The organism is Pseudomonas sp. H3_A02 (genome assembly GCF_054671965.1).
The window spans coordinates 1,691,553-1,704,041 of sequence record NZ_CP162807.1 but is presented as its reverse complement, the minus strand read 5'-3'; the positions used below and the strand labels follow the sequence as shown (position 1 = coordinate 1,704,041).

Below are 12,489 nucleotides of genomic sequence, written 5' to 3'. Positions count from 1 at the left end.
TGTAGGAAAACATCGAGATGAGCGAATACTCCCTTTTCACCTCCGAGTCCGTGTCTGAAGGGCATCCGGACAAAATCGCCGACCAGATTTCTGATGCGGTGCTGGACGCCATCATTGCTGAAGACAAGTTCGCCCGCGTGGCGTGCGAGACTCTGGTGAAAACGGGCGTGGCAATCATCGCCGGCGAAGTCACCACGTCGGCCTGGGTCGACCTGGAACAGATCGTTCGCGATGTCATCCTGGGCATTGGCTACAACAGCTCCGACGTCGGCTTTGACGGCGCGACCTGCGGCGTGATGAACATCATCGGCAAGCAGTCCCCCGACATCAACCAGGGCGTTGACCGGGCCAAGCCTGAAGACCAGGGCGCCGGCGACCAGGGCCTGATGTTCGGCTACGCCAGCAACGAGACCGACGTGCTGATGCCGGCCCCGATCACCTTCTCGCACCAGTTGGTTCAACGCCAGGCCGAGGCCCGTAAATCCGGCCTGTTGCCTTGGCTGCGCCCGGACGCCAAGTCCCAGGTGACCTGCCGTTACGAAGGCGGCAAGGTGGTCGGCATCGACGCCGTCGTCCTGTCGACCCAGCACAATCCTGATGTGTCCTACAAAGACCTGCGCGAAGGCGTGATGGAACTGATCGTCAAGCACGTGCTGCCTGCCGAGTTGCTGTCCAAGGACACCCAGTTCCACATCAACCCGACCGGCCAGTTCATCATCGGCGGCCCGGTGGGCGATTGCGGCCTGACCGGTCGCAAGATCATCGTCGACAGCTACGGCGGCATGGCCCGTCACGGCGGTGGCGCGTTCTCCGGCAAGGACCCTTCCAAGGTGGACCGTTCGGCCGCCTACGCCGGTCGTTATGTCGCCAAGAACATCGTGGCCGCCGGCCTGGCCGAGCGTTGCGAGATCCAGGTGTCCTACGCTATTGGCGTGGCCCAGCCTACATCGATCTCGCTGAACACCTTCGGCACCGGCAAGATCGGCGATGACAAGATCATCAACCTGGTCCGCGAAGTGTTCGACCTGCGTCCGTACGCCATCACCACCATGCTCGACCTGCTGCACCCGATGTACCAGGACACCGCCGCCTATGGTCACTTCGGTCGCACGCCGCAGACCAAGACCGTGGGTGACGATACCTTCACCACCTTCACCTGGGAAAAAACCGACCGCGCCGACGCCCTGCGTGCTGCCGCCGGCCTGTAAGACCTGCGTGTAAAAAAAGCCCCTGGCGACTTGGTCGCCAGGGGCTTTTTCATGCCTGGTGCTTGACTACTCTCATACCGGGGCCTTGTGACGATGGCATTTATCTGTGGGAGCAAGGCTTGCCCGCGATGAGGACAACTCGGTCCCTGTGGTGCCGAGGCGCCTGCATCGCGGGCAAGCCTTGCTCCCACAAAATTCCCTCGCCGAAGCTCAAGATCGCCGTGCCACCAGCAAAAACGACGCCGCACTGGCCAGCAACCCCGAACACATCCGGTTGAACAAACGCTTACCACTGGGCCGCGCGAACAGCCGCCGCGCATAAATCCCCATGTAGCAATACAAGCCGATGGCGATGCATTCCAGCGCCAGGAACAAGCCGCCCAGCACGGCGAACTGTTGGGTGACGGTGCCTGTACGGTCGACGAATTGCGGCAGGAACGCAGTGAACAACAAAATCGCCTTCGGATTACCAATCGCCACCAGGAACTCCTGGCGCGCCAGGCCGGCCCGGCTCATCGATACGCGTCCGGCCTCGCTGTCGGCCTCGGGCTGGGCCCGCCACAACTGCACGGCCAAATAGAACAGGTACCCGGCACCGACGAGCTTGATCCCCAGGAACAGCAGCTCCGAGGTGTGCAGCACGGCGGTGAGCCCCACCGCGGCCAGGGCGATCATGATCGCAAACGCCAGCAACCGACCGATGCCGCCGCTGCACGCCCGGACGAAGCCATAACGCGAGGCGTTACTGATGGAGAGCAGGTTGTTCGGCCCCGGCGCCATGTTCAGCGCAAAGCAGGCCGGAATGAAAACAGCGAGTGTCGGCAGGTCCATTCGGGCGCTCCAGGCAGAGGTGGATCGAAGGCTCATTCTGCACCGGTCATTGATCGGTTCAAGGGACAGTTGCGCGGCTAAATCGCGCGGGACTGTACCGCCGCGAGTTTGCCATCAGGCGCCGCAAAATCCGGTAACGCTCCGGCCCTCGCAACAGCTGCGACGCTGACTAGCCTTCAGGGACTCAACCGAGCAAGGATGCCTCGATGCCACCGATCCTGTATGCCCTCGCCTGCCTCGTCTTCATTGCCCTCCCCGCGGTCGCCGCGCCCTGCCCCGACTGGCCCGCTGAACGGGCCCGGGCCGAGATCGCCGCACTGCAACAGCAAATCGACACCTGGGATGACCGTTACCACCGCCTCGGCCAGTCGCTGGTGGCCGATGAGCTTTATGATCAATTCCGCACACAGCTGAGCCTATGGCGCAGTTGCTTCAATCTTGCGGCGCCCGACGATCCCCTGCGCTCGGCGGGCGGAAAGGTGACGCACCCCGTCGTCCATACCGGCCTGGAAAAACTCAAGGACGTCGACGCCGCGGGGGCCTGGCTGCTCGGTCGAGAGGACGTCTGGGCGCAGCCGAAAGTCGATGGCGTGGCGGTCTCCCTGGTTTACCGCAAGGGCCGCTTGCATCAAGCAATCAGCCGCGGCGATGGCGTCCTGGGGCATGACTGGACCGCCAATGCGCACAAGATCGACGCCATCGCACAGCGACTGCGCCAGCCCGTGGACCTGGTCGTTCAGGGCGAGTTGTACTGGCGCCTGGACGGCCATGTCCAAGCCAGCCGCGGCAGTCTGAACGCCCGCGCAACCGTGGCGGGCTTGATGGCGCGTAGCAATTTGACGGCGCAGGAGGCGTCATCCATCGGCCTGTTTGTCTGGGACTGGCCTGAAGGGCCCAGCACCCTGCCCGAGCGGATGGTCGCGCTGAGCGCGCTGGGTTTCGCCGACACCCGCGACTACAACCAGCCTGTCCGGGCGCTGAGCGATGCCGAGCGGTGGCGCGACCACTGGTATCGCACGCCGCTGCCCTTCGCCAGTGACGGGATCGTCCTGCGCCAGAGCCGCCGTCCATCCGCCGACCGTTGGCAAGCCAAGGCGCCGTTCTGGAGCGTGGCCTGGAAATACCCATATGCCAAGGCCCTGGCCGAAGTACGCAAGGTGCGCTTCAAGGTCGGGCGTACCGGGCGCATCACCCCGGTGTTGGAACTTGAACCAACCCTGCTCGACGACCGGTGGATTCGCCGGGTGAGCGTCAGTTCACTCAAGCGCTGGGAGGCGATGGACATCCGTTCCGGCGATCGGGTCGCCATCAGCCTGGCCGGGCTGACCATTCCGCGACTCGACGAGGTGGTGCTGCGCAGCCTTGAGCGCCAGGAGGTCAACGCCCCCGCGGCGAGCGATCATCACTTCTTGAGTTGCTGGCAAGCGACGCCCGGCTGTGAAAGCCAATTCCTCGCACGCCTGAACTGGCTCAGCGGCAAGCACGGGCTCGCCCTGCCCCATGTCGGCCCCGGCACCTGGGAAAAACTCCTGGCTGCCGGTCGGCTCCACGGATTGTTGGATTGGTTGACCCTCGATGCCGCCGAGCTTGCTAACATTGACGGCTTCGGCGAACGCAGTAGCGCGCGCCTGCTCGCCAGCCTCGACAGCGCCCGGCAACGCCCTTTCGGGCAATGGCTCAAGGCCTTGGGCCTGCCGCCCATCGGTGAGGCCCGGCTGGAAGGGCCGTGGCAAGGGCTGGCTGAACGCAGTACCGAACAATGGCAAGCCGAAGCCGGCATCGGACCGGGACGCGCGGCGCAATTGAGCGCCTTTTTTCGCGACCCGCAGGTACTGGCCTTGAGTGACGAATTACGCACCGCCGGGATCGACGGTTTTTAATCCGGGGCCCGTGTGGTTGAACCCAAGGGGCGAAGATGCGTTCCAACAGCGCATCTGTTACCGACCGCTCGCGATTTTTTTACGGAGTTGCTATGAATTTCCTGTCCCCCGCTGCCCTGATGCTCTTGTGCAGCGCCATGGCCGCCCCTTTGATGGCGGACGAGCAGACCCCGGAGCTCACCGGCTGCGCGGCCAAGCGCCAGGGCATCATCAACCAGATCGAACTGGCCAAGTCCCGTGGCAACCAGGACCAGCAGGCAGGCCTGGAAACCGCATTGAGTGAAGTCACCACCCATTGCACCGATGCGTCCTTGCGCAAGGAGCGTGAAAACAAGGTGCTCGATGCCAAGCACGAGGTCAGCCGGCGTCAGGCCGACCTGGAAAAGGCCATGAAGAAAGGCGACGCCGAGCGGATCAACAAACGCAAGGACAAGCTGGCGGCCTCTCGCAAGGAGCTGCAGGAAGCGGTGGATGAGTTGGATAAATAGGTTTCTAGCTGCAAGTTCAAAGCTCCACACTTGCAGCTTGCAGCTGCTTCAAAATCAATAATCCCGAAATTCTTTATGACAGGCACTGCACGCATCTTCGACCTTCTGCACCGCCGGCCCCAGGTTGCTGGCCCTGTAGGGCTGGATCTTGCTGACGATCAGCAATTCACCGGTGGCGGCTTCAAGGCTGCGGGCCAGTTCCTGGAAGCGCGCCTGTTTTTGCCAGACCTCATCCCGGGCGCTGGTGTGGTCTTGCTCGCGTACTTGTGGAAAGTGCTTCCACGGTTCATGGGACAATTGGTCCAGTTGCGCCGCGCCCTCGGCGAAACGTGCGCCGTCAAACGGCACGCGGCCGCGCAACATGCCACCCAGTTCTTCGTTGGTCTTGAGCATCTGCTTGAAGATCGCCTTGCGCTGGCCCAGGGGAGAATTGGGATCGACGCCGCCACAGGCGGACAACATCAGGCAGGCCAGCACGGCCATGGAAAATCGTTTTACAAACATCTTGGCCTCGGGGCAAGGAACGGCGGTTAGTATCCTCGGGTCATCGGTAAAGACCAATGCCCCTATCAACAATACGGGTTGTTCGAGCGCCTGACAGCGCTCGAATGGCTGCAAAGGAAATCTTCATGAACAGCCGCATCAAGCCCTGGCACAAAGGCCTGGCATTGACCCTAACGCTGATCGCCCTGTTGGCCGGTTGTAATCGCGGCGAAAAGGTCGAGGAACCGCAGACCCACGCCCTCGCCACCTATGTCAGCGCACCCTGGGAGGCGCTGCCAGCGGTGTCCGATGCAGACCTGCTGGCCGGTTTCGGTTCCTGGCGCAGCGCATGCACCCGGCTCAAGGCCGATGCGACCTGGGGCCCGACCTGTGCAACAGCGGCCAAAGTGCCGCAAACCGCCGTGGCTGTACGCAACTTCCTGAAACAGAACCTGGACGTGTATGGCCTGCGCTCGGGGGACAACAGCCCCAACGGCCTGATTACCGGCTATTACGAGCCGGTCTACCCCGGCAGCCTCACCCAGACCGCCACAGCGAATATCCCGGTGTACGGCGTACCGGAGGACATGATCATCGTGTCGCTGGACAGCCTCTACCCTGAGCTCAAGGGCAAACGCCTGCGCGGCCGCCTCGAAGGTCGCGTGCTCAAGCCGTACGACGATGCGGCCACCATCGAAACCAATGGCGTAAAGGCACCGGTCATTGCCTGGCTGACCGACCCCATGAACCTGCAATTCCTGCAAATCCAGGGTTCGGGACGCATTCAACTGGCTGATGGCCGCCAACTGCGCATCGGCTATGCCGACCAGAACGGCCATCCTTACCGCCCCATCGGACGCTGGCTGGTCGAACAAGGCGAACTGAAAAAAGAAGACGTGACCATGGGCACCATCAGTGCCTGGGCCAAGGCCAACCCGAACCGCATTCCCGAATTGCTCGGCAGCAACCCCAGCTACGTCTTCTTCAACCGCAACCCCGACAGCAACGAAGGCCCGCGAGGCTCGTTGAATGTACCGCTGACCGCCGGTTACAGCGTGGCGGTGGATCGCAAGGTGATTCCGCTGGGCAGCCTGTTGTGGCTATCCACCACTCGCCCCGATGGCAGCACCTTGAACCGGCCCGTCGCCGCCCAGGACACTGGCGGTGCAATTACCGGCGAAGTGCGGGCGGACCTGTTCTGGGGCACCGGCGAAGCCGCCGGACAGTTGGCCGGGGACATGAAGCAACAGGGACAAATCTGGATGCTCTGGCCCAAGGGCATGGCGCTGCCGTCGGTGCCGCAGGTGGCGAACGCGGTGACCGCCAATCCTTGAGGGATGGGGTGATTGTCCCGGCCTCATCGCGAGCAAGCTCGCCCCCACATTGGATCGGGTGTGTACACGAAATATGTATTCACTGAGATCAACTGTGGGAGCGAGCTTGCTCACGATGGGGCCAGCACAGACACCGGGACTCAGGAACCAGGCTCAGACCGAAACGAAAAAGAAACTCAAGACCAACCCCACCCCCACGAACCACACCAGCGAACGCAGAATCGCCCAGTCCGCCAGATAACAAATGATGTAGAGCAGACGGCTGGTGATGAACAGCACCGCCAACACGTTGATAGTCACCAGCTCGGCATTGCCGGCCAGGTGCGCGACGATCACGGCGGCGGCAAAGAACGGGCTGATTTCAAAGCTGTTCAGTTGCGCGGCGAAGGCACGTCGGGGAGCGCCTTCGAGCGAGTCGAGAAAATCCCGGGGGTCGTGGTTATCCTGCAACCGGTATTTCCCACCGGCCTTGGCGATCCCGATACACAAGTAAGGCAGGAGAAAAGCAATCAATACACACCACAGGGCAACCGTCATACCGCACTTCCTTTTTTGAGTTTTATAGAAAATCGAACGTCAGCCATATCGGTCAGAACTTCATCACCAGCATGCCAACCAACACCAGCCCGCAGGCTAAGAGCCGCGGCAAACCGAAAGGTTCTTTCAAGTAACGCATGCCGAACAGCACCACTAGGATCACGCTGATCTCCCGCAGCGCCGCCGCTTCGGCAATCGAGCCCAGTTGCATGGCCCACAGCACCAGAGCGTAGCTGAACAATACGCAGAATCCGACCGCCAACCCCAGCCGCCATTGTTCGCGCCAGAATCGCATGAACGCCGGCCGTTTGCTCACCAGCGCCAGCAATGGGAACGGCCAGGCACTGAGCAGCGTGACCCAGACCAGGTAGTCCAGCGGCTGGGACCAACGCCGCAGGGCGTGGCCGTCGATAAAGGTGTAGCAACCGATGCACAGGCCGATCAACGCCACCACCGGCAACATCGACCAGGGCAGCCGGTCGCCGCCACCGCCCTGCCACAACAGGCAAAGCATGCCGAACGGGATCAGCAAGATACCGATGACCTGCTGGGTCGTCAGTGCTTCACCGGCGAAAATGAATGTCAGGGCCAGCACCACCAGCGGCGACAAGCCACGCATCAGTGGATAGACCAACCCCAGGTCGCCGACCCGATAAGCCTGGATCAGCAAATAGCGGTACAACAGCTCGAACGCCGCCGACGCCAGAATCCACGGCCAGATCTCCAGCGGCGGCAGGGCCACGAACCCCAGGGCCAATGCGACGACCAGCAAGGCGACACTGTCCATGCACGCCACCACCAGCAAACGCTCGCCACTGAACTTGATCAGCGTATTCCACGCCGCATGCAACAGTGCCGCTACCAATACCAAGGCCGTTGCAAGCACGGCACGCTCCTTGTCTGGCTCCCGCCCTCTAGGATCAGCGGGACTCATGAATTGATTCGCTATCGTTTATACTGCAGGCCGATCACGCCGCACTCAGTTGCGCATACATCAATTCCAATAATTTCGCTGTTGTCCCGCTCATTCGAACCGGGGCGCCGGCATGCGTATGCCTGATCCGGGCGTCAAGACTACAGACAGAGACCTTGCGCATGCCACTCGCCTTGCTTGCTTTGGCCGTTGCCGCTTTTGGCATCGGCACGACTGAATTCGTCATCATGGGCCTGTTGCCCGATGTCGCCCGGGACCTGGCCGTGAGCATTCCCCAGGCCGGGCTGCTGATCACCGGCTACGCCCTGGGCGTGGTGTTCGGCGCGCCGATCCTGGCGATCGGCACCGCCAACATGCCGCGCAAGGCCACATTATTGGGCATGACCTTGATGTTCATTCTTGGCAATGTGCTCTGCGCCCTGGCGCCGAACTACACCACGCTGATGGCCGCCCGGGTCATCACCGCACTGTGCCACGGAGCGTTCTTTGGCATTGGTTCGGTGGTGGCAGCCGGGTTGGTGGCGCCAAACAAACGAGCCCAGGCGATTGCCATGATGTTCACCGGCCTGACCCTGGCGAACGTGCTGGGCGTCCCGTTGGGCACGGCCCTGGGTCAATACGCCGGCTGGCGCTCGACCTTCTGGGCGGTCTCGATCATCGGCGTGATCGCGGCCGTTGCCCAATGGGTCTGGCTGCCCAAGGAAATCCCCATGGACAAAGCCAACCTGGCCAGCGAGTTCAAGGTCCTGGGCAAGGTCAACGTATTGCTCGCCCTGGGCATGAGCGTGCTGGCCTCCACCAGTTTGTTCAGCGTGTTCACCTACATCGCGCCGATCCTGCAGGACATCACCGGTGTCAGCCCCCACGGCATCACCGTCATGTTGCTGCTGTTCGGCGTCGGTCTGACGGCGGGCAGTTTCCTCGGCGGGCGCCTGGCGGACCGGCGCCTGCTGCCTGCGCTGGTGGGCATGGCCTTGGCCGTGGTGCTGGTGCTGGCCGCGTTCAGCCAGACCAGCCGGTCGGTGATCCCGGCGGCGATCACCCTGGTGCTGTGGGGCATCTTCGCCTTCGCCCTGTGCCCAATCCTGCAACTGCTGATCATCGACCAGGCCCATGAAGCACCGAACCTCGGCTCAACCCTCAACCAGAGCGCATTCAATCTGGGCAACGCGGCCGGGGCCTGGATGGGTGGATTGGTGGTGGCCAGTGGTGCCGACCTGACAGATCTACCGTGGACCGGAGCAGCGGTCGGCGGCCTCACGGTATTGACCGCCTTGTTCTTTATTCATCGCCAACGACGCTTGGCAGCAGTCGTTGTTTGAGGGCCTGGGACGTCGGCCCTGCCCGTGAACGGGGCGCCTGACATCAGGTTTGTGCCTACTCCGAGTCGTTGCGCCGCGCTGTCGTAGCTGAGGGTTTGTCTTTGGGCAGGCCAACTTCACTGCGGATCTGCGCATGGCTGATCAAAGCGAAGATAAAACTCCCGCCGACGATGTTGCCTGCCAATGTCGGCCCGGCGAAGACCATCCAGAAATCCTCCCAGGACAACTGGCCGGCAAACACCAGGTAGGACACTTCGGCCGAGCCGACGACGATGTGGGTGAAATCCCCAAGCGCCATGAGGTAGGTGATCAGAATGATGATCCACATCTTGGCGCTTTCCATGGAGGGGATCATCCAGACCATGGTGGCGATCATCCAGCCGGAAATGATGCCTTTGGCGAACATCTGGCCGGTGTCGTTCTCCATGACCTTGCGGCCGATCTCCAGGAAAGCCTGGTCGGTGCGCGGGTCGAAAATCGGCAGGTGCAACATCACGTAGGCCACCAGCAAGGTGCCACACAGGTTGCCCACCAACACCACCCCCCAAAGCCGTAGCAACCGACCGAAGTTGCCCAGCGTGGGTTTGCTCATGATCGGCAGCACGGCGGTCAGGGTGTTTTCGGTGAACAGTTGCTGGCGGGCCAGGATCACCGCGAGAAAGCCGGCGCAGTAACCGAAACTGGCGATCACCTTGAAGCCCTCGTGATCCGGCAGCCGGGAGCTGAGCAAGCCCATCGCCATCAGCGACAGGCCCATGGTCAACCCCGCCGCCAGGGCCGACCACCAGAGCGCGGCGATACTGCGCTCCAGTTCCTGGTTGCCCTGGGTGCGGATGATTTCATGCAGCACTGCGGCCCGCGGTGGCTGGTTACGGTCGACTTCGTGCTGTTCCTGCGCCGAAAGATCAGGGGTCTTGCCTTCTTCGTGGGTGTCCATACAGCTCCTGAACCGGTGGCGTGATGTACCTACGACACGCGGCGTTCGGAGCTGTTCAGTGGGACCCCACTCAAATGTGGGCGCGAGCTTGCTCGCGATAGCGGTGGGTCAGTTTGCATCGATGCTGGATGCGCAATCGTCATCGCGAGCAAGCTCGCTCCCACAGGGGATTGGTGGTGGACGCTTATCCTGTGACCGGCCCAGAACCCCTGTGGGAGCGAGCTTGCTCGCGATGGGCGCGCCGCCGATCTCACTCGACGACATCGTCCTTGAACTGATCCTTGACGTAGGTGATCTCGGTCCGCCCATGAGGCGCGGGCAGGCCGTCTTCGCCAAGGTTGACGAAGACCATCTTCTCCACGGTCAAGATGCTTTTGCGGGTGATTTTGTTGCGCACCTCGCAGGTCAGGGTGATGGAGGTGCGGCCAAACTCGGTGGCGGTAATGCCCAGCTCGATGATGTCGCCCTGGCGCGAAGCGCTGACGAAATTGATTTCCGAGATGTACTTGGTGACCACGCGCTGGTTGCCAAGCTGGACGATGGCGTAGATCGCCGCTTCTTCGTCGATCCAGCGCAACAGGCTGCCGCCGAACAGCGTGCCGTTGGGGTTGAGGTCTTCGGGCTTGACCCATTTGCGGGTGTGGAAATTCATGATCACTCCTGAGCGTCTGGCCAATGGATTGCAGCATCATGGCAGACCGGGCGGACAGGCTCTATGTCGCTGCCCCTATAACTGTCATCGGCAATTTCGATTTGCCCGACAGAAACCCTTTTGGAAGATCCGATTAGCCCGTTATAATCGCCACCGCTTTACCGGTCCACCCTTTGGACCGTTCCCGCCACCTGTCCGAGGGGCGCTGCAGCAGGCTCGACCTGTCAGGCTCGGATGGGGCGTTGTTTGTACGGGCCTGCCCGCACGGACACTAAACGCACAACGGCGCCCATTCGCATACATTACGAATGGAGGCTCTTCATGAGCGCTGTTATCACGCCTGCCGCTTTTACCGACTACAAAGTCGCCGACATGTCCCTGGCTGCCTGGGGCCGTCGCGAAATCATCATCGCCGAATCCGAAATGCCAGCCTTGATGGGCCTGCGTCGCAAGTACTCTGGCGAACAGCCATTGAAGGGCGCAAAAATCCTCGGCTGCATCCACATGACCATCCAGACCGCCGTGCTGATCGAAACCCTGGTTGCCCTGGGCGCCGAAGTCCGCTGGTCGTCCTGCAACATCTTCTCGACCCAGGACCAGGCCGCTGCCGCCATCGCCGCTGCCGGCATCCCGGTTTTCGCCTGGAAAGGCGAGACCGAGCAAGAGTACGAGTGGTGCCTGGAGCAGACCATCCTCAAGGATGGCCAGCCGTGGGACACCAACATGATCCTCGACGACGGCGGTGACCTGACCGAGCTGCTGCACAAGAAATACCCGGCCGTGCTGGACAAGGTCCACGGCGTGACCGAAGAAACCACCACCGGCGTACACCGCCTGCTGGACATGCTGGCCAAGGGCGAGCTGAAAATCCCGGCCATCAACGTCAACGACTCGGTGACCAAGAGCAAGAACGACAACAAGTACGGCTGCCGTCACAGCCTCAACGACGCCATCAAGCGCGGCACCGACCACCTGTTGTCGGGCAAGCAGGCGCTGGTGATCGGCTACGGTGACGTGGGCAAGGGTTCGTCCCAGTCCCTGCGTCAGGAAGGCATGATCGTCAAGGTTTCCGAAGTCGATCCGATTTGTGCCATGCAGGCTTGCATGGACGGTTTCGAGCTGGTTTCGCCGTTCATCGACGGGATCAACGACGGCACCGAAGCCAGCATCGACAAGGCCCTGCTGGGCAAGATCGACCTGATCGTGACCACCACCGGCAACGTCAACGTCTGCGATGCCAACATGCTCAAGGCCCTGAAGAAGCGCGCCGTTGTCTGCAACATCGGTCACTTCGACAATGAAATCGACACCGCTTTCATGCGCAAGAACTGGGCATGGGAAGAAGTGAAGCCACAGGTGCACAAGGTTCACCGCACCGGCACTGGCAGCTTCGACCCACAGAACGACGACTACCTGATCCTGCTGGCCGAAGGTCGCCTGGTCAACCTGGGCAACGCCACCGGTCACCCAAGCCGCATCATGGACGGTTCGTTCGCCAACCAGGTCCTGGCCCAGATCTTCCTGTTCGGCCAGAAGTACGCCGACCTGTCGCCGGCCCAGAAAGCCGAGCGCCTGACCGTGGAAGTACTGCCCAAGAAACTCGACGAAGAAGTGGCCCTGGAAATGGTTCGCGGTTTCGGCGGCGTGGTCACCCAACTGACCAAGCAACAGGCTGACTACATCGGCGTCACCGTCGAAGGCCCGTTCAAGCCGCACGCTTACCGCTACTGATCGGCGCCCTTCCCTTTGGAAGCGGGCCTGTGGGAGCAAAGCTTGCTCGCGATGCAGACACCTCGGTCCAGCTATCGGACCGAGGCGATGCCAATCGCGAGCAAGCTCGCTCCCACATAAACCCGCTCCCACAAGGGATATGCAGGCCTCTC

Annotated in this window: 12 protein-coding genes and 1 riboswitch; of the genes, 6 read left to right on the top strand and 6 right to left on the bottom strand. The window is 61.9% G+C overall.

Annotated features, from left to right (window positions below):
* The first annotated feature begins 17 nt into the window (after positions 1-17).
* Entirely contained in the window at positions 18-1,208 is a 1,191-nt protein-coding gene (gene metK / locus AB4N80_RS07360; RefSeq protein ID WP_003177547.1) for a methionine adenosyltransferase, read from the top strand.
* Positions 1,209-1,418: 210 nt separating this feature from the next.
* On the opposite strand, the gene AB4N80_RS07355 is transcribed toward metK, so the two are convergent.
* On the bottom strand, positions 1,419-2,039 hold the full coding sequence (locus AB4N80_RS07355) for a LysE family translocator (protein WP_122566569.1): 621 nt from the start codon (positions 2,037-2,039) through the stop codon (positions 1,419-1,421).
* A 206-nt stretch (positions 2,040-2,245) separates the two neighbouring features.
* Between AB4N80_RS07355 and ligB the strand changes: the two genes are divergently transcribed.
* Positions 2,246-3,919: an NAD-dependent DNA ligase LigB gene (gene ligB, locus AB4N80_RS07350; protein ID WP_460081315.1), complete on the top strand. Its 1,674-nt coding sequence runs from the start codon at positions 2,246-2,248 to the stop codon at positions 3,917-3,919.
* A 92-nt stretch (positions 3,920-4,011) separates the two neighbouring features.
* The gene (locus AB4N80_RS07345) at positions 4,012-4,407 is read left to right on the top strand and encodes a DUF1090 domain-containing protein (protein WP_122566567.1); all 396 of its coding nucleotides are present in this window, start codon (positions 4,012-4,014) and stop codon (positions 4,405-4,407) included.
* A 54-nt stretch (positions 4,408-4,461) separates the two neighbouring features.
* Here AB4N80_RS07345 and AB4N80_RS07340 read toward each other — a convergent pair whose 3' ends face one another.
* Positions 4,462-4,911 carry a c-type cytochrome gene (locus AB4N80_RS07340; RefSeq protein ID WP_122566566.1) on the bottom strand — a complete coding sequence of 150 codons (450 nt, stop codon included), beginning with the start codon at positions 4,909-4,911 and terminating at the stop codon, positions 4,462-4,464.
* Positions 4,912-5,036: 125 nt separating this feature from the next.
* Here AB4N80_RS07340 and mltA point away from each other — a divergent pair, with 125 nt between their 5' ends.
* On the top strand, positions 5,037-6,224 hold the full coding sequence (gene mltA, locus AB4N80_RS07335) for an MltA domain-containing protein (RefSeq protein ID WP_122566565.1): 1,188 nt from the start codon (positions 5,037-5,039) through the stop codon (positions 6,222-6,224).
* 153 nt (positions 6,225-6,377) lie between these two features.
* Here the strand turns inward: mltA and AB4N80_RS07330 are convergent, their stop codons facing one another.
* Both AB4N80_RS07330 and AB4N80_RS07325 read right to left on the bottom strand, forming a co-directional pair.
* Entirely contained in the window at positions 6,378-6,761 is a 384-nt protein-coding gene (locus AB4N80_RS07330) for an MAPEG family protein (protein WP_122566564.1), read from the bottom strand.
* 52 nt (positions 6,762-6,813) lie between these two features.
* Positions 6,814-7,647: an EamA family transporter gene (locus AB4N80_RS07325; RefSeq protein WP_122566563.1), complete on the bottom strand. Its 834-nt coding sequence runs from the start codon at positions 7,645-7,647 to the stop codon at positions 6,814-6,816.
* A 209-nt stretch (positions 7,648-7,856) separates the two neighbouring features.
* Between AB4N80_RS07325 and AB4N80_RS07320 the strand changes: the two genes are divergently transcribed.
* The gene (locus AB4N80_RS07320; protein ID WP_305491262.1) at positions 7,857-9,017 is read left to right on the top strand and encodes an MFS transporter; all 1,161 of its coding nucleotides are present in this window, start codon (positions 7,857-7,859) and stop codon (positions 9,015-9,017) included.
* A 55-nt stretch (positions 9,018-9,072) separates the two neighbouring features.
* Here AB4N80_RS07320 and AB4N80_RS07315 read toward each other — a convergent pair whose 3' ends face one another.
* Positions 9,073-9,954, bottom strand: coding sequence for a formate/nitrite transporter family protein (locus AB4N80_RS07315; RefSeq protein WP_122566561.1), 882 nt, complete (start codon positions 9,952-9,954; stop codon positions 9,073-9,075).
* A gap of 250 nt (positions 9,955-10,204) precedes the next feature.
* The gene (locus AB4N80_RS07310) at positions 10,205-10,606 is read right to left on the bottom strand and encodes an acyl-CoA thioesterase (RefSeq protein ID WP_018605038.1); all 402 of its coding nucleotides are present in this window, start codon (positions 10,604-10,606) and stop codon (positions 10,205-10,207) included.
* A gap of 191 nt (positions 10,607-10,797) precedes the next feature.
* A riboswitch (S-adenosyl-L-homocysteine riboswitch) is annotated at positions 10,798-10,904 on the top strand.
* A 23-nt stretch (positions 10,905-10,927) separates the two neighbouring features.
* Here AB4N80_RS07310 and ahcY point away from each other — a divergent pair.
* Positions 10,928-12,337, top strand: a complete 1,410-nt coding sequence (ahcY, locus tag AB4N80_RS07305; protein WP_122566560.1) for an adenosylhomocysteinase — start codon at positions 10,928-10,930, stop codon at positions 12,335-12,337.
* Positions 12,338-12,489 lie beyond the last annotated feature (152 nt).

Bases quoted from the DNA above. Each gene is read 5' to 3' on its own strand.
- AB4N80_RS07330 (WP_122566564.1), bottom strand. From the start codon at position 6,761: ATGACGGTTGCCCTGTGGTGTGTATTGATTGCTTTTCTCCTGCCTTAC.
- AB4N80_RS07355 (WP_122566569.1), bottom strand. From the start codon at position 2,039: ATGGACCTGCCGACACTCGCTGTTTTCATTCCGGCCTGCTTTGCGCTG.
- mltA (WP_122566565.1), top strand. From the start codon at position 5,037: ATGAACAGCCGCATCAAGCCCTGGCACAAAGGCCTGGCATTGACCCTA.
- AB4N80_RS07320 (WP_305491262.1), top strand. From the start codon at position 7,857: ATGCCACTCGCCTTGCTTGCTTTGGCCGTTGCCGCTTTTGGCATCGGC.
- AB4N80_RS07315 (WP_122566561.1), bottom strand. From the start codon at position 9,954: ATGGACACCCACGAAGAAGGCAAGACCCCTGATCTTTCGGCGCAGGAA.
- ahcY (WP_122566560.1), top strand. From the start codon at position 10,928: ATGAGCGCTGTTATCACGCCTGCCGCTTTTACCGACTACAAAGTCGCC.
- metK (WP_003177547.1), top strand. From the start codon at position 18: ATGAGCGAATACTCCCTTTTCACCTCCGAGTCCGTGTCTGAAGGGCAT.
- ligB (WP_460081315.1), top strand. From the start codon at position 2,246: ATGCCACCGATCCTGTATGCCCTCGCCTGCCTCGTCTTCATTGCCCTC.
- AB4N80_RS07345 (WP_122566567.1), top strand. From the start codon at position 4,012: ATGAATTTCCTGTCCCCCGCTGCCCTGATGCTCTTGTGCAGCGCCATG.
- AB4N80_RS07340 (WP_122566566.1), bottom strand. From the start codon at position 4,911: ATGTTTGTAAAACGATTTTCCATGGCCGTGCTGGCCTGCCTGATGTTG.
- AB4N80_RS07310 (WP_018605038.1), bottom strand. From the start codon at position 10,606: ATGAATTTCCACACCCGCAAATGGGTCAAGCCCGAAGACCTCAACCCC.